The organism is Microcoleus sp. N9_A1, from assembly GCF_036701795.1.
Lineage (GTDB): Bacteria > Cyanobacteriota > Cyanobacteriia > Cyanobacteriales > Microcoleaceae > Microcoleus.
On record NZ_JAUBRI010000009.1, the window covers coordinates 16,250 to 31,549 of the forward strand.

Annotated in this window: 17 protein-coding genes; 6 read left to right on the plus strand and 11 right to left on the minus strand. The window is 45.1% G+C overall.

The window, feature by feature from the left end; all coding sequences use genetic code 11:
* Positions 1 to 41: 41 nt before the first annotated feature.
* Both QUA58_RS06150 and QUA58_RS06155 read right to left on the minus strand, forming a co-directional pair.
* The gene (locus QUA58_RS06150) at positions 42 to 1,400 is read right to left on the minus strand and encodes a calcium-binding protein (RefSeq protein WP_333252568.1); all 1,359 of its coding nucleotides are present in this window, start codon (positions 1,398 to 1,400) and stop codon (positions 42 to 44) included.
* 281 nt (positions 1,401 to 1,681) lie between these two features.
* Entirely contained in the window at positions 1,682 to 3,043 is a 1,362-nt protein-coding gene (locus tag QUA58_RS06155) for a calcium-binding protein (RefSeq protein WP_333252567.1), read from the minus strand.
* 135 nt (positions 3,044 to 3,178) lie between these two features.
* Between QUA58_RS06155 and QUA58_RS06160 the strand changes: the two genes are divergently transcribed.
* The 4 genes from QUA58_RS06160 (at position 3,179) to QUA58_RS06175 (ending at position 5,800) form a co-directional block, all read left to right on the plus strand.
* Positions 3,179 to 3,382 carry a hypothetical protein gene (locus tag QUA58_RS06160; protein WP_333252566.1) on the plus strand — a complete coding sequence of 68 codons (204 nt, stop codon included), beginning with the start codon at positions 3,179 to 3,181 and terminating at the stop codon, positions 3,380 to 3,382.
* Between the two features lie 4 nt (positions 3,383 to 3,386).
* Positions 3,387 to 3,902 carry a GNAT family N-acetyltransferase gene (locus QUA58_RS06165; RefSeq protein WP_333252565.1) on the plus strand — a complete coding sequence of 172 codons (516 nt, stop codon included), beginning with the start codon at positions 3,387 to 3,389 and terminating at the stop codon, positions 3,900 to 3,902.
* Positions 3,903 to 4,098: 196 nt separating this feature from the next.
* Positions 4,099 to 4,845, plus strand: a complete 747-nt coding sequence (locus QUA58_RS06170) for a HEAT repeat domain-containing protein (protein WP_333252563.1) — start codon at positions 4,099 to 4,101, stop codon at positions 4,843 to 4,845.
* A 55-nt stretch (positions 4,846 to 4,900) separates the two neighbouring features.
* Complete coding sequence (locus QUA58_RS06175; RefSeq protein ID WP_333252562.1) at positions 4,901 to 5,800, plus strand: Rpn family recombination-promoting nuclease/putative transposase; 900 nt, start codon at positions 4,901 to 4,903, stop codon at positions 5,798 to 5,800.
* Between the two features lie 61 nt (positions 5,801 to 5,861).
* Here QUA58_RS06175 and QUA58_RS06180 read toward each other — a convergent pair whose 3' ends face one another.
* The 9 genes from QUA58_RS06180 to QUA58_RS06220 all read right to left on the minus strand — a co-directional run bounded on the left by QUA58_RS06180 (position 5,862) and on the right by QUA58_RS06220 (position 14,104).
* Positions 5,862 to 6,635: a class II aldolase/adducin family protein gene (locus QUA58_RS06180; protein ID WP_333252561.1), complete on the minus strand. Its 774-nt coding sequence runs from the start codon at positions 6,633 to 6,635 to the stop codon at positions 5,862 to 5,864.
* 49 nt (positions 6,636 to 6,684) lie between these two features.
* The gene (locus QUA58_RS06185) at positions 6,685 to 7,365 is read right to left on the minus strand and encodes a hypothetical protein (RefSeq protein WP_333393342.1); all 681 of its coding nucleotides are present in this window, start codon (positions 7,363 to 7,365) and stop codon (positions 6,685 to 6,687) included.
* A gap of 277 nt (positions 7,366 to 7,642) precedes the next feature.
* Entirely contained in the window at positions 7,643 to 8,902 is a 1,260-nt protein-coding gene (locus QUA58_RS06190; RefSeq protein WP_333393343.1) for an NAD(P)/FAD-dependent oxidoreductase, read from the minus strand.
* Positions 8,903 to 8,926: 24 nt separating this feature from the next.
* The gene (rd, locus tag QUA58_RS06195; protein WP_333379706.1) at positions 8,927 to 9,088 is read right to left on the minus strand and encodes a rubredoxin; all 162 of its coding nucleotides are present in this window, start codon (positions 9,086 to 9,088) and stop codon (positions 8,927 to 8,929) included.
* Between the two features lie 233 nt (positions 9,089 to 9,321).
* Entirely contained in the window at positions 9,322 to 10,089 is a 768-nt protein-coding gene (locus QUA58_RS06200) for a ChaB family protein (RefSeq protein ID WP_333393344.1), read from the minus strand.
* Positions 10,086 to 10,271 carry a hypothetical protein gene (locus tag QUA58_RS06205; protein WP_333393345.1) on the minus strand — a complete coding sequence of 62 codons (186 nt, stop codon included), beginning with the start codon at positions 10,269 to 10,271 and terminating at the stop codon, positions 10,086 to 10,088. The genes QUA58_RS06200 and QUA58_RS06205 overlap by 4 nt, the downstream gene beginning before the upstream one ends.
* 151 nt (positions 10,272 to 10,422) lie before the next feature.
* Complete coding sequence (locus QUA58_RS06210) at positions 10,423 to 12,660, minus strand: Piwi domain-containing protein (RefSeq protein WP_333393346.1); 2,238 nt, start codon at positions 12,658 to 12,660, stop codon at positions 10,423 to 10,425.
* Entirely contained in the window at positions 12,657 to 13,478 is an 822-nt protein-coding gene (locus QUA58_RS06215; protein WP_106149694.1) for a PD-(D/E)XK nuclease family protein, read from the minus strand. The genes QUA58_RS06210 and QUA58_RS06215 overlap by 4 nt, the downstream gene beginning before the upstream one ends.
* A gap of 2 nt (positions 13,479 to 13,480) precedes the next feature.
* Positions 13,481 to 14,104 carry a methylmalonic aciduria and homocystinuria type D protein gene (locus QUA58_RS06220; RefSeq protein WP_106149693.1) on the minus strand — a complete coding sequence of 208 codons (624 nt, stop codon included), beginning with the start codon at positions 14,102 to 14,104 and terminating at the stop codon, positions 13,481 to 13,483.
* A gap of 112 nt (positions 14,105 to 14,216) precedes the next feature.
* Between QUA58_RS06220 and QUA58_RS06225 the strand changes: the two genes are divergently transcribed.
* Positions 14,217 to 14,585, plus strand: a complete 369-nt coding sequence (locus tag QUA58_RS06225; protein WP_106149692.1) for a helix-turn-helix domain-containing protein — start codon at positions 14,217 to 14,219, stop codon at positions 14,583 to 14,585.
* The gene (locus QUA58_RS06230; protein ID WP_106149691.1) at positions 14,582 to 15,280 is read left to right on the plus strand and encodes an ImmA/IrrE family metallo-endopeptidase; all 699 of its coding nucleotides are present in this window, start codon (positions 14,582 to 14,584) and stop codon (positions 15,278 to 15,280) included. The genes QUA58_RS06225 and QUA58_RS06230 overlap by 4 nt, the downstream gene beginning before the upstream one ends.
* Positions 15,281 to 15,300 lie beyond the last annotated feature (20 nt).

Sequence of the window (15,300 nt, forward strand, 5' to 3'; positions counted from 1 at the left end):
TTGTTGTATCCCTACCGAATATCTGTATTGCCAGCAGCCAACTAAATCGCAATAAAATCACTAGCTGTTAGCGGACTACTTGGAATGCCTGGAATACTGGCAAGAACTTCGCCGTTACTGGCAATTTCGATCGTTGTTATAAAATCGCCTGCAGTAACTCTCACTTGGTTGAATGTCAAACCTCCGCTCAAACCGATTAAATCTTGACCTTTTTGAAAGTCTACAAGTGTATCTGTACCGGCACCTAATCCTAACACCAATACGTCGCGTCCAGCGCCACCAATTAAGAGATCCGCACCCACTCCGCCAATGAGCGTATCGTCTCCTTCTGCCCCGTTCAAATTGTCATCCCCTTTGCCACCTAATACCAGGTCGTTGCCGGTGCCAGCGCTGATAATATCGTTGCCTTTGTTGCCGCTGAGAGTGTCGTTTCCCCCATTGCCAGTGATAATATCGTCCCCTCCAAAACCTGATGCTGTATTGTTAGCATCGTCGCCTACTAAATTATTAATTTGGGAGAGATTGAGAGCAGTTTGCATTGCCACAACATTTGCTAAAGACGAGTTTCCCGGAGCGGTTCTTAATTGTTCTAAACTGCTGCGCGATTCCAGCGATGTTCCCAAGGCAGGCAGTGCAAAGTCTAAGCCAGCTAACAGCTCTAAATAATCTGAATCTGTGAAAGTGAAATCCGGGCGGTTCAACTGGTCTACAGAGATTTCGGCCTGAGTTAAGCCGGGAGGAGGAGCAGTTAACAAACCGCTTTGGCTGTGCTTGTCCAAGACAAGTAGCGGGTTGATAATCGGGTTAGTAAATGTTTGAAGAACTACTTTTCCCGGTAGAAAAGCTTCTCCTCCCAAACTCACAAAATCGCCGCTAACTATGTAGTGAGTTACATTTTTTCCGGCGCCGGCTTTCTGCTTGAATGTATTGACTGTACTCTCAGCAACTCCAGGAGAATTGAAGGTGACAACATCTCCGATCGCAGATGTGAATTCAGTGGCGGCTAGTTGCGTTATGGCGCCGCCTAAGCTGTGTCCGAGAATGTCTGGTGGCAAGCGGCTGGGGTTTTTTGCTGTATCTTGACTGATTTGGGTCAACCAATTTCCTAATGCTTGTTTGTTGGCTTCAAATTGGTTGAAACCGGTGCCGCGCGGGTCTGCGTTGGCAATATCGTCTACAGGCGAGTCGGTGCCGCGAACTACCAAAACGGGCGGTTTGTCTGGGGTGGTGGAAATTAAGCCGATCGCGTGAAATCCAGTTCCGGGATCGTCAAAGGTGCGATCGATTTGGTACCCAGCAGCACTCAAGCCTGTTTGAACTAAAGTTTGAAACTCGGGCTTGTCATCTAGGTAAGCAAGTTGCTTGGCTATAGTTTCGTAAGCAGCGGGGGAGGATGGCATATTTTTTTATTTCCTGTCGTTTGATCGGGAATTGATTTTTAAGTTAGTTAACTCATTGTAGATTAAGTGACGCTTATTAAAAAAATTAGTTTCTCATATCGCCCTGCTTTTTAGGTTTGGCTTAGCCAACAATCTTTTTAATAAAAAACAATTTAGCTACAAAACCCGCCCAGCTTTGTAGGGGCGGTTTAGCCAAAAATCCCTTTGATAAAAAACAATTTTTGCACTAAAGTCGCCCAGCTTTCCCGCCACCTCAACTACCCAAATTTCTAGCACTAAAGCTATACAAAATCTACCCGAGTAATATCGCTGGCAACTACGCCTCTGAGGGTAGCCAGAATTTCACCAGTAATCGGGATAGTAATTAAAGCTCCGTCAACACCTTGGGTTACTATAACTTGAGGAAAAGTTAGACCCCGTGACAGTGTAATTAAATCTTCACCATTTTGAAAATCGACAATCACATCTGCTCCGCCACCGGATTCTAATACAAAGCGATCGCGCCCCGCACCACCAATTAAAAAATCGTTGCCAAACTCGCCGGAAACCAAATCGTTTCCGTCGCCACCCTCCAAATAATCGTTATCTCGGCCGCCGTACAAGAAGTCGTCGCCATCACCACCGATGATGCTGTCATTACCTCGATTGCCTCTGAGAGTATCGTTACCGCGATTGCCGATAACTGTATCCTCTCCAGGGCCGCCGGTAGCAGTATTGTTGCGATCGTCCCCTGATAAATAATTCGGTTGTAAGGGAGCTAAACCGTATTGCATTTGTCTGATTAACTGCACAAAAGAAAATTCTGGTGCTGTTCTCAAACTCTCTGCACCGGCTCTGGTTCTGATGGCGACTGACACATTGGGCAGGGCGAAATTCATCGCAGCGATAAATTCGTTAAAATCTGAGTCGTTGTTATAAGCAAACTCGGGACTGTTTAATTGTTCTACAGAAATTTGCCTCTGCAAAAAACCCACGGGCGGAGTAGTTAACAAATTTTCAGTTCGATGTTTTGCCAAAACAGTTAAGGGATTAATACTCGGATCGGTAAAACTTTGGATAAATACTTTTCCCGGAATGAATGCTTCGCCAAACAAGCTGACGAAATCTCCGCTGACAATGTAGTGATTGACATTTTTGTTGCCTGCCCTGCTGAGATTTTTCCGAAAAGTGGTGAATGTACTCGCTGACACTCCCGGAGAGTTGAAAGTAAAGATATCGCCGGTCAGAGATGTGTATTCGGTTGCTACAATTTGAGCGACTGCTCCGCCCCAACTGTGTCCGATGACATCGGGCAATAATTGGCTGGGGTTTTTACCAGTATTTTGACCGATTTCTGTGAGCCAGTTTTTGATATTATCTTTGTTTTTTTCAAATTCAGGTAAACCAATGTCTCGGGAGTCGGAAAAGATAGCGTCGCCGTCGATGAAATCTGTACCTTTAAATACGAGGGCGGGCGGGTTTCGGGAGTCGGTCGAACCGAATCCGATCGCATAAAAGTTTGTTTCTGGGTCGTCGAATATGCGATCGATATAGTAGCCATTAGTATTTAGGAAACTCGAAACTTCATTGGCTGCGCTCGGCTTTTGATTCAAAAAAACAATTGATTTAGCTAGAGCTTCATAAACAGCAGGCGAGGCACTCATAATATTAGATTTTCTGTTAGTTGGTATTTGCGATCGCTCAGGCTTGAGCTAAGTGTCCAATGGCAGCTATTATAGCTGACAAGATTTGTATGGTAGACTTGATAATATCAACTCAAGAATCAAGTTTTTACGGTTATGGCTATCATTCGTCAATACATTGCTCCACTTATAGCGATATTAGTATTTTTCGTGGCTCTGGTAGCAGTCAGCGCTCGCATCTTTTTGCCGGCTGACATGGCTGCCCCGGCACCAATTGAGGAAGCGATCCCGCAAAAGCAAGCGGCAGCAGTGAATCCAATTTTCTTGGGGCTAAATTATTCCCCTCTCCGTGTCCGCTAAACCGATGTCAGCCGAGATATTACCGGGCTACGGGCTGCGATCGGGTTCTGGACTCGATCGCGCAAAACTGCTAAAGTTCCTGCACCATACTTACCGAGAGCTTTACCCCGATCGGGAATTGGGACATTTGGCTCAAACTGTCGAGCAGTATTTTTCTAACCAGACGCCGCTTTGGTGGGTTGAGTGCCTGAAAAACAGCCAGGAAGAGGGAGAAAGTTTTTCCGCACTCCCCTCGCAGTCTGCCAATCTCAAATCGGTTGTCGGATGTTTGTGGTTGGGAAATGCGATCGAGCAAACCACTGGAGCCCGCCACGCTCACATTTTTCTGCTCTACATAGCACCGGAACACCGCCGTCAGGGACTCGGTGCAGCTTTAATTATTCAGGCAGAAAATTGGGCCCGTTCAAGGGGCGACAGGCAAATTGGTTTGCAAGTTTTCTTGAACAATCAGCCTGCAATGAATCTCTATCAAAAATTAGGCTATGAGAGTCATTCTGTCTGGATGATCAAATCTCTTTGAAAAACCAGAGGTATTTGTTGGCAGTCAGAACTAGAGTTCGGATTTATCTAAATTATGAGGACTCTTCCTCCTGCAGGGCGAACAATAGGAGGACTTGAGTCTTGAATCGGAATGCTTTTATTGCCCGGAATGCTAATTTATATTGACCGTTGACTGAGTTGCACCCGTAGCATCCTCTGTGCGGTAAAGTTTTTTTATGAACAATAACGACTACCCCAACGCCCTCGATCTTGAAACGGAACTGGAAAGCCCTTTGGATCATTTTGATGAGTCCGAACCCCCGCTACCAGATCCAGAGGAAATGCTGCCTTTGCTGGAATCCCCGGAACCTCAGCGCCGGATGATGGCGGCGCGGGCTTTTTGCGAATTGCAGGACGATCGCGCGATTTCGCATTTAATTAATTTGTTGAGAGACGGTTGCCCCTTGGTGCGGGTGAGTGCGGCCTATGCTTTGGGGCGAAATCCGAGTCCCGATGCTGTGGAACCGCTGATCGAGCAACTTAACCGCGATTGGAACGGTTACGTTCGCAAAGGGGTAGTTTGGGCCCTGGGAAATTGCACAGATCACCGCGCCTTAGCGCCCTTAATTGATGCTCTGAGAACTGATATTTCGGCGGTGCGTTTGTGGGCGGCGAGTTCTCTGGGTCAAATGGCAAAAGTTGGTTATTATGTGGTGATTGCTGCGATTCCGCCGTTGATTCAAACGCTGCGGGGAGATTCTGTATCTGCTGTGCGGAGCAACTGTGCTTGGGCGATCGGGCAACTGGCGCGGGAGTTGCCGAATAATATAGTGTACGCTGGGGCGATCGACGCTTTAATTGAATCTTTAGAAGAAGATGCAGATATGGGCGTGCGGGAAGATGCGAAATCTTCCCTCTTGCGAGTCGGCGATCCGCGCGGTTTACAGACAATTGAAGATTTAGAAATGGAAGGAATGTTATGATGAACTTTTCACAATTAAACACCGTTTATCAATTACCCCTTACCCGTTACCAATTATGATATTCATCAATCCCAAAACAGATTTTGGCTTCAAAAAAATCTTTGCCTCGCCCCAGCACAAAGAAGTTTTGATTAGCTTCCTGAATGCCATGCTTTACAACGCAGAGCCGACAATTCAAGACTTAGAAATCATCGATCCCTACGCCGCACCAGCCATTACCGGTTTAAAAGACACTTACCTGGATGTCAAAGCCAAAATTACAGGCAACAAAACTGTAATTATCGAAATGCAGGTCATTAATGTAGAAGCTTTTACTAAGCGCGTCATATACAATGCAGCCAAAACCTACGCGACTCAGCTAAAACCGAGAGAAGGCTACTCAAAATTAAATCCTTTGATTGCTTTAACAATTACAGATTTTGTTTTGTTTGACAACACAGAGAAATTTCTCACTCATTTTGTCTTTAAAGAAGTCGAAGAAAATATCGAGTATTACAGAGAAATAGAGTTATTTTTTCTGGAACTGCCCAAATTCAACAAAAAATTAGAACAAGTTGAAGGTTTGATTCAAAGTTGGGCTTATTTTATCAAAAATGCTCCTAATATGGAGGAAATACCGGAGAAATTTGCGTCTGTACCAGAAATTAAAACAGCTTTTAACATTGCTAATAGGTCTAATTTAAATCTTGAGGAATTACAAGCATTAGAAAAACGGGAAATGTTTTTTGAAGACCAACGTGGTGCTGTGATTAAAGGTCGTCGAGAAGGTAGAATTGAGGGCCAAATAGAATTAATTCTGCGTCAAATAGGGCGGCGCACTGGTGAGATTTCGCCGGAAATTCAAACTCGCATCCAGCAGCTATCTCCCGAACAATTGGATGATTTAGGTGAAAATTTGTTGGATTTTAGCAGTCAAGAGGATTTGATTGCTTGGCTTGAATCGGTGTCAGCGTAAATTTCTAATTATCTCAGGCAAAAAAGACACGGTAGTGCCGTTTTCCTACGGATATTATGTGTTAATCTAACAAATCAGGTTCCCGGTGTACAATCATGTCATAAAGCGGTTGAAAGCTAAACCATCCCATGCGGTGCGAGCCTACTTGTTGCTGTGTCAAACGCGCACATTCTGGCTTAATGAGAATCGGTTTTCCCGCTGCTTGGGCCATTAACTGCGCTTGACAAGAACGTTCCATCGAAATAAACCACCAAGCCGCTTCATCTACTGTCTCACCTACTGTTAACAGCCCGTGATTTTGTAAAATAATGGCTTTTTTCTCACCTAAAGTTTTGGCGATGCGTTTAGCTTCTTCGATTTCCAAAACAACTCCGGTGTAATCGTCAAATAAAGCTTGGTCTTCATAAAAAGAACAAGCATCTTGCGTCAGCGGGTCAAGCAGGCGGCCCAAACTCGACCAACTTTTGCCGTAGGGAGAATGGGCGTGGGCTGCTGCGATTACGTCGGGGCGGGCGCTGTGCACTTGGGAATGAATGGCAAAGGCTGCTTCGTTTACGGGTTTATTTCCTTCAACAACTTCGCCTTTGTGGTTGACTAAAATTAGGTCGCTGACTCGAATTAAACTAAAGTGCATTCCAAAAGAATTCACCCAGAAATGGTCGAGGTGTTCGGGATCGCGGACTGTGATGTGTCCGGCGATTCCTTCGCTAAATCCGAAGCGACCAAATAACCGAAGTGCGGCGGCTAAACGCTGTTTGCGGTGGCGGCGTTCTTCTTCAAATGAGTTGAATGTTGGGGGTTGAAAAGTGACTTTGGGAACTTTTACTGCTATCATAAGCTGTTTGGTAATTGGTAATTGGTAATTAGTCAGTAGTCATTAGTCATTAGTCAGTAGTCATTGTTTCGTATTCACTCAAGCGCAAACCTGTTATGTTTTTGCAGTCGAAAGTGGCGTTATTGCCGGGGCGACGTTCGATTAATTCGATGATTTGTCCGGCGGGATTTTGCAGAAACCACTGGGTTAATGATCCGTAGTCTAAAGGTTGATCTGACAGGGGTTTAAAGTTTTTATTTTGCCATATTGTAGCAGCATTCTGCACGTTTTCGACTCGAATCGCGACGTGGTGAACTGCTGTCAATCCCCTTTCTTGCTGGAAGCGGTTTTTTTGGTCGCCGGCTGCGTGGGGCGCATCCAATACTACTAAGCCGCCGGCTGGCATTAATAAGGTCATTAAATGCAGCCACAAGTCGGAGGGAACATTAATGTTTTCCGAACAAAAGTTGATCGGGAACAAGTCGGGGCCTTCAACTGTTTTGGCGCCGAAGGGGCGAAAAGATGCGGCGTATTTTTCGAGTTCGGTGCGGCTGGGAAATGTGATGACAAAGTGGTCGATCACAACTTGTTCGTCGTACAGGTGTGTTTCAAACGTCCAGGCTGTTAAAAATTCGGGACTGATAAATTTGGGGTTGAATTCCAACAAGCCATTTTTTTCGATGAAAGGTGAGTCAAGATGGCTGTCAAGGTTGCGATCGAACTTTAGGGTTTGTAGATTCAAGTTTTTCATCTGTCTTCCCCGATGTTATAGCAGTGGACAGTGGACAGTGGACAGTTGACAGTTGCAGAATCAGGAAATCAAACCGTTTAGGCTATGGGTTAGGAGGCTCTATTCATGAGGTTATTTATGTCCTAACCGCTGTGGCGATTGCTATAACTGTGCAAAACAGCGAATTTTGTCTCCAGGCTGAAGTTGACGCACATTGAGTGCGCCTTAATTCAAAAATAACACAAAATTTAATACAGGCAAGCCGATCGCCCGATCGCCACTCCCAAACCTCGATCGATCAAAAATCGGCTGATTTGCCGATCGCCATTCCAGCCAACCACGCCGTAGTCCAAGCACTTTGGAAGTTGAAACCGCCAGTTACGCCGTCGATATCCAAGATTTCGCCAGCAAAGAAAAGTCCCGGACAGCGGCGGCTTTCCATTGTCTTAAAATCGACTTCTTTGAGGTTAACACCGCCGCAGGTGACGAATTCTTCCTTAAATGCGCCTTTTCCAGAAATCTGATATTCGCCTTGAATGAGTTCTAGCAAGAGGCGATCGAGGGTTTTGTTGGATAAGTCGGCCCAGCGTTTTTGTTCGTCAATGCCGATCGAACTTGTCAAACGCTCCCAGAGGCGGCGCGGCATCGGAAACGGACAGCTAGAGACGATCAAGCGGTGCGACAACTGCGATTTGACCGCTACCAGTTGCTGCCGCAAAACCTCCCCATTGTACTGGGGAAGCCAATTAATCAGCACAGATGTTCGATAATGGCGATCGTGCAAAAATCTCGCACCCCAAGCCGAAAGTTTGAGTACAGCAGGCCCGCTGACACCCCAGTGAGTAATTAACAAAGGCCCGCTTTGTTCTAATTTTGCTCCCGCCAATTTCACCTTAGCATTCGGAACCGAAACTCCGGCTAAATCTTTGATTCTGCTATCAGCAATATTAAAAGTAAATAGAGAAGGAACGGGCAGTTCTACAGTATTACCTAACTCTTTTGCCCACTTATAACCCGACGGATTGCTGCCTGTAGCGAGCAAAATGCGATCGGACTTAAATATCTCCCCCGATTTCAACTCAACTTCAAACATAGAGGCAGTGTCCCCGCGGCCGTCTTCTGCACCGTTCCCCATTAACTTCTTTACTGAAACGACTGCATCACCCGTGCGAATTTTTACACCGGCATCCTCAGCGGCGCGGATCAAACAGTTAACAATTGTCTCCGAATCATCTGTGATTGGAAACATTCGCCCGTCTGCTTCTGTTTTCAACTTCACACCGTGACTGGCAAACCAATCAACAGTATCGCGGGGTTGAAATCGAGTAAAAGCACCGCGCAGAGCTTTCCCTCCTCTGGGGTAATTCTGCACTAAAACACCGGGGTCAAAACAAGCATGAGTGACATTGCAGCGCCCGCCGCCAGAGATGCGAACTTTTGCCAGGAGTTGCCGGCCAGCTTCTAGTAAAGTGACGCGGGCCTGGGGGTAGGTTTTCGCGCAGGTAATCGCACTAAAAAAACCCGCTGCACCGCCACCAATGACTGTAATTTTGAGCATTCGATCGGACAAATTTTTTCTCGCTTATTCTTCTGGTTCAAAATCGGATTTTGCCGCCCCGCAAGTGGGACAAACCCAATCGTCGGGGATATCTTCAAAGGCAGTACCGGCAGCTATGCCTCCGTCGGGGTCGCCTTCTGCTGGATCGTAGACGTAAGCGCAAACTGTACAAACGTATTTTTGCATTTGCTTAACTCAATTTTAGATTGTCAGCCTATAGATTGTAGTTGATAACGCAACCTAATGCAATACTAATTTCAAAAAATCATGAGATTTTCAGCTATTCTCAAATGATTAAAAAATAAGTTTTTCATAATTATAAAATCTCAAATCTCAAATCTCAAATCGTCAAAGCCTCCAGAACCGCAGTTCTAGAGGCTTGATGGTGTTTTTTATTAGTTTACTGCGAGATTGCAAGACTAGACTTTCGCTAAAGGCTTAGTCCAAACGCCGGTTTCATCTTCTTCGTACTCCTGATGAATAGCGTTCCAAGCGGTATGTTCTGCTTGTATCGAGTCGTTGCTTTCGTCTAATGCGGTGTTGTAGGATTCGATGAAGGTTTTTTGTGCTGCTTCCGACAGGTGCGATCGCACTTCTGGAGATAAGTCTGCCGGACTGTTGCAGCGACCTTTGACGGCGCGCGGCAGCGTCATCTCGCTAACTGAAACTTCTTGACCACCGGCACTTTCTAGCAAGAGTTGAAATTCGCCCGAACGATCGGCGGCGACTTCTGCCATCACGAGAAATTCGCCTGCTTCAACGCGGGTTTGATAGATAGTTGCTTTGTCTTCGGGCATTCCCAAAGCGACTAAAGCGGAAACTAGACCCGCACCGGCCGAACCTGCGATCGCGCCGCTAGCTGCACCCAACAGTACAGCACCCAGCGGGCCTGCCGATACTACTGCACCGACAAAGGGAATAAACAGCACGCCCACGCCTGTTAGCAAACCCAAAAAAGAACCGAATAAGGAACCAAAAATCGCTCCGCTTCGCAAGCCTCCTAATATCACATCTTTTTTAGTAATAAAGCCGGCAATTTTAGTTTTAGATTGAAAGTTTTTTCCCATTACTGAGATGTGGTCGCGGGAGACTCCGCGATCGAGCAACCGCCGAATTACGCCGTCTAATTGTTCTTCTTCCTTAAATACGGCTGAAACTGTGCGTTCTGCTAGATATTCCTCTGTCATTGTTTCTCCTTGATGGTTTGTCGATTAGTTGTGCTGGTATTTAGTATAAGAGGACACTGTAGGGCGATCGCATCGATCTTGAGAGAGAGGTGAATGCGATCGGAGATAGTTTGAGGCTCTATCAAAAGAGTTAAGGAATTTTGTAATTGGCGATCGCTCAACTCTGACAGAGACTTATTCATCTCTGATATAAGCCCCCATAAACTCCAATTGATTTATCATTTTTTCCGCTGACTTGGTAGCCATCAAATTCAAAATTCCTCGCCATTGATCGCCTACTGAGTAACGCTGTTGTTGTGCAAGAATGATTTCGGCATGATTTCTCTAGCCTTCCTAGAGCCAAAATTGGCGATCGCCATCCAGCGCCCCAGGATAAATGCCTTGTAACCGCCGATAAGCCATGCGATCAGAGCCAAAAAGTGGTATTGGCAAACGTGGCTCATTCAGCGAGCCATGATGCAGCAAAGTAAGTTTTACGGTTGTTTCTACCACACTTTCAATTGACACTTGCTGTCCAGGATATGGAATAACATTCAAACGAAGTGGCAGAGGTAAACCCATACTTTCTGACTTTACTTCAGTTGTCACTAAAATTGCCTCAAAATCAGATATACGCAACGCTAAACCTTTTCTTGGTGGCAGCACCAATTTTTCTGTTAAATTGTACATTCTAGGAATACCAGACTTGTAACACTCCACCAGAATAAACTTGGAGCTAATTGCATTAGCTCGTTCCCGTAAATATTTGACTTCTTCTCCACAAAAACGCCCGTCTCTGTAAATTAAAACAGTTTTATTTTTCAGGTCAGCCGCTGGCAAAAAGCTCTCTAGAATGCGTTGAGGTATTTCTTCTCCTTCAATCAGAGCATCTTCGAGCCGATAGCGAATAAACTCCCCTTGCTTGCCATATAGACGCACGCTCGCACAAGCATTCATGGTTCCGGCTCCCTTTTTTTTGGAACCTCTGGAGATATCTAAACCGATAAAATAATCCGCAATCTCTAACGGCTCAGCGAGAATAAAAGGTAAGTTACCTAATTTAGCTAAGACTCCTGGAATTACCTGATTGAGAAGATAATTAGCTTGGACATTTCTCAAGGTATCTTCATAAATCACTTGGCTAGCAATTCCACGTCGGAGCAACCGCGAGTAAACCCAAGAATAGAGACTGCCCCCTTCTTTGTCGTCAGCGTGGCGATCGCTTGTGGGTAGAAATGTCAACACAACATCAGGCTGCCTCACCATTAGGTCGTCAACAGCTTCTTCAACTTTAGCTCTAGCTTCAGCCCCTCTTAAACTATCTACAGATAATTCCTTTTTGTTCTCTTCAGGAAGAATACTTTCAAACCCATACCGTTTTAGCCGTTTCTGAAATTCACTTAGAAAGGAACCGACCTTAAAATTGCAAAGTTTTAGAGCGGCAATACGAATTGGTCTTGATGGATCGAGGTAATCTTCATGACGGCGATAGACACCGCCTTTAGATAAACCCGTGAGAATTTGACTTTGGATGCCAGTAAAATTTTCCCCAAACATTAGTTGGGTTTGTTCGACCTTGACTTTTGGTTCCCAGAATAAGTTAGGACAATCGCGGCTGTTAATACTGCGCTCTAGCTGAAAGCCATAATTATAGAGAGCCTCTCCTGCTTCTTTTTTGTACAAAACTAAGAGGTCTTTTCGGTCTTTGTAGGAAACTTTAGTTGCTTTGAGTAATTCTCCGTAGTCAACCTCGAATCGCTTAGCAGTTTCTGGCGTGATGCAAGGACGCAGTGCGGCCATAGCATAGTGAAAAGGCTTGGCATCTTTGCCAAATTGAACAGCAACAACTGGTTGCTCATTTGGTGCATCTTTAAGTGCTTGTTTGCTAATTGCGCCAGTTGCTTCCTTGAGAAGTTGATCTCGGTGTTCTTCAATCGTTCCAACAATTCCAGTTATTCTAGCAAAACTATTATGTTCAATGTCTCGAACCTTTAACCCAATCAAAATATTTTTAGGATCTTGCCGATAGGGATGATTCTCGTAGAACTGAGCTAAATCGCCCTTGAATAAGATACGGCTGTGAATCGTTAAAGTTAAAGCAGGCTGTAGAACTCCTTGCAAGTCAATAGTTTCTGCCCAAAAGTCCACCTCACGCCTCACCTGAACCTGATTCTCAGACATAACGCTATTAGATGAGAAGGGACGAGCGATCTTTAAGACTCGAACAGCTAACTGAGCCAGGATGGAAGCTGTGACTTGCGGTTCCCGTACCCATTGAATAGAGTAGTAGCGATCGCCAATATCTTTTTTCAACTCCTCCAGAATTTCTGCCAGTTTCAGTCGCCATTCATCTTGGCTGGGCATTGGTTGATCGGGTTTAGCCAAAACCCAGAAATATTTATCTTGCCAGATCGCAACAACATCAGGGAACTTCTGACTGAAACGCCAACTCAATCGGTTGCCTATTTCGCGATCGACTTCAGGAGTTACTCGAAAGCCAATTAAATTGAGTTGAGAAATCCTCAAAGGGAAAATTTCGCTCAAAAATATTGGGGATGCAGGTTGAGTGTGAACTTGAACAGCAACAGTCATGCAGCTACCTCGCAAGGGGAAAATTTACAAATTGAATTGAACGAACAGAACGAACACATTACACCAGGATTTGGCGGAAAAATTTGGCTAAACTCAGCAGTTCGAGCGCGGTAACGGCTCAAATCTTTCTGATGCCTTTTAGCTATGAGCGTTAGTTCTATTTGGAAGCATTTTAGTGTCTCGGATGTTGCAGATATTGGCTCCGACCATTTGCCATTTTCTAAGTTATAGAAAATGGCAATCGCTTGCCGTTGCGGGTAGAGATAGCTAGCTGCTAGCAGATAAATATAACCCTGTCGCAGATCGAAGTTTGATTTACCCGTCTTAAAGTCCAAGATGTGCAGTGTGTCATCTGTGAGACTAAAAATGCAGTCAATGGCGGCATAAAATTTAAATAAATAATTCCCCTCTCGAATCAAAATTGGTTCGGGATATCCCTCATCACCTCGGCTTAACTGGATAATGTTTTTTCCGACAAGAATGGGATTATCGCGGTAATTTTTCAGGATAGAAATGACTCGTTCCTGAATTTCCAAGGATTTTTGGCTTAATTGCAGAATCTCTGCTATTTGCTGAACGCCGCCTAACTGGTGCAATAAATCGGTATTTTGATGAAATTCATAAACTCCTCTTTGTGCCAGAATGCCAATCTGTTGAGGAATGCTGTCTTGCTCCAAGAGTGCTTTAACTTGGGGTTCTTTATTTCGCGCCTTGGCAAAACCCCGCTTCATATCGCAATGCAAGTGTTCTTGACCTATTGCTGGAGCAAATTGCAACCACAAGTTATAACTAGCAAACGGTAGCCAATTTGTTGCCATTGTTAAACTTCAACTGATAGTTGTAATTTTTTGGGTTCTTTCCAACTGTGTTGGATAGCTACTTTTTTCAGCACGTTTTTGATAACTTGTTCAGAAGCCGAAGACATCAAAATACCGGGGTAAACGGCACTGCCCCAACTGGGATGCTCCAAAACAGAGCAACTATTTTGAACGATCGGCAAACCTAACAAAGCTTTGACAACTGCGGTATCGTCGTGGGCGATTTCTCCGGGACGCGAGAGTTGGGGATAACCAGTACGGGGGTCAATCAGATCTGTTAGGAAACCGCGATCGCGCAGATTGCGTACTACGCCTGAGCCGAAGTTGATAAACCTTTCCCGCAACCTATCCTTCTCCCTCTCAATGTGGAGTGCAGTATCCGTTAGAGGGTAGCGGGATTGCTGTAGCACCACAACCACTCGGCAAGTAGTCACGGGCAGAACCCAATCGGGAAAGACTCGCTCTAGGTTTTGGGCGATGAACTGACTGCACCGATGGACTGACATCTGAACAGCTTGTCCCGTTTCCGCAACCCTGTTGATTCGAGAGCCGCACTGGGATGTACCTAGCCTTGACAGCTCTACTTGATGTACCTTGTTCTCCGCAATCTTTCTTGTATACACCATATATAGTGCCTTATTTTAGTTGATGTACAGCGTCAACCTTATTTAGATGGTAGCGCAGGTTGACGTGGAGCGTCAACCCCTAGTATGATTGATAGGTAAGTAGGAAAAAACCGTGACTCAGACTTTTGGTAAGCGTATTCGTGAAGCTCGTCAGAATAAGGGATACAGTCAGCGCGATTTGGCTGCATTGGTAAAGGTAGATTACACCTATCTTTCCAAACTAGAGAACGATCGCGCTGAATATGCCCCAAAGGAGGAGGTGATTAAGTTGTTAGCGCATCACCTAGAGTTGGATGCGGAGGAACTAATCTATTTCGCTGGTCGAATCACCTCCGAAGATGCCAAAGTTGTTCAAGAACTGGCCAAAACCTACCAAAAACAGATGCCAGTTTTGCTCCGTCAAATGCGAGATAATCCTGAACTCACTCAAAAGTTTATTCGGGAAGCAACACAAGCAGAAAGCCAGGAGAAGCCAACTTGAGTGTAATTAAGCCCTATCGGTACTTGACAAAAAATGCAATTGAGAGTGAGGCTAATGAGCTTCTTTTGCAGATGCAGGGAACGCCTAATTCTCCTAAATGGCCCTTTGTAGCTGACCAGGCAGCTAATTATTTAAAATTGAGTGTCGTCTGGGACAGCTTACCTTCTCACAACAACAGACCAGTATTCGCGAGGATTTATCCGCAAACTCGTATAATAGAATTTAATGAAGATATCCCGGAACTCCAACAAAACCGAGGACTGGAACAATCGACACTGGCACATGAAATTGGACACTGGATGCTTCATGTGAATCAAAATGAGGCTGATGGTTTTGTACAACAGCTAGAGTTATCTCTATCTGATGAAACAGCAGAACAGCCATTTTTGTGCCGGAAAGTTACCGAGCAACATATTTCTAAAAGTAGCACTAACAAGCAGTTTGATTCAATTGAATGGCAAGCGCAATATTTTGCTAGTTGTCTGCTGATGCCGACCCATATCTTGGAAGAAAAACGAATAGGGCGCGATTTAACAAGGGAGTTCCACCTCGATGCAATGGCTCAAGATATTGGCGTCACAAAATCTAATCTAAAACATCGTCTCAAAGATGTTGGGTGGATTTGCATTCCCAAAGGGTCTAAGCAAATTTATCTAGGTAATGGTGTACCCAATGAACAGATGAGGTTGTTTTAAGAGCGATCGTATCTCACCCA

Bases quoted from the DNA above. Each gene is read 5' to 3' on its own strand.
- QUA58_RS06200 (WP_333393344.1), bottom strand. From the start codon at position 10,089: ATGACAGAGGAATATCTAGCAGAACGCACAGTTTCAGCCGTATTTAAG.
- QUA58_RS06165 (WP_333252565.1), top strand. From the start codon at position 3,387: ATGTCAGCCGAGATATTACCGGGCTACGGGCTGCGATCGGGTTCTGGA.
- QUA58_RS06205 (WP_333393345.1), bottom strand. From the start codon at position 10,271: ATGAATAAGTCTCTGTCAGAGTTGAGCGATCGCCAATTACAAAATTCC.
- QUA58_RS06150 (WP_333252568.1), bottom strand. From the start codon at position 1,400: ATGCCATCCTCCCCCGCTGCTTACGAAACTATAGCCAAGCAACTTGCT.
- QUA58_RS06155 (WP_333252567.1), bottom strand. From the start codon at position 3,043: ATGAGTGCCTCGCCTGCTGTTTATGAAGCTCTAGCTAAATCAATTGTT.
- QUA58_RS06175 (WP_333252562.1), top strand. From the start codon at position 4,901: ATGATATTCATCAATCCCAAAACAGATTTTGGCTTCAAAAAAATCTTT.
- rd (WP_333379706.1), bottom strand. From the start codon at position 9,088: ATGCAAAAATACGTTTGTACAGTTTGCGCTTACGTCTACGATCCAGCA.
- QUA58_RS06210 (WP_333393346.1), bottom strand. From the start codon at position 12,660: ATGACTGTTGCTGTTCAAGTTCACACTCAACCTGCATCCCCAATATTT.
- QUA58_RS06190 (WP_333393343.1), bottom strand. From the start codon at position 8,902: ATGCTCAAAATTACAGTCATTGGTGGCGGTGCAGCGGGTTTTTTTAGT.
- QUA58_RS06185 (WP_333393342.1), bottom strand. From the start codon at position 7,365: ATGAAAAACTTGAATCTACAAACCCTAAAGTTCGATCGCAACCTTGAC.
- QUA58_RS06220 (WP_106149693.1), bottom strand. From the start codon at position 14,104: ATGGTGTATACAAGAAAGATTGCGGAGAACAAGGTACATCAAGTAGAG.
- QUA58_RS06180 (WP_333252561.1), bottom strand. From the start codon at position 6,635: ATGATAGCAGTAAAAGTTCCCAAAGTCACTTTTCAACCCCCAACATTC.
- QUA58_RS06170 (WP_333252563.1), top strand. From the start codon at position 4,099: ATGAACAATAACGACTACCCCAACGCCCTCGATCTTGAAACGGAACTG.
- QUA58_RS06160 (WP_333252566.1), top strand. From the start codon at position 3,179: ATGGCTATCATTCGTCAATACATTGCTCCACTTATAGCGATATTAGTA.
- QUA58_RS06215 (WP_106149694.1), bottom strand. From the start codon at position 13,478: ATGGCAACAAATTGGCTACCGTTTGCTAGTTATAACTTGTGGTTGCAA.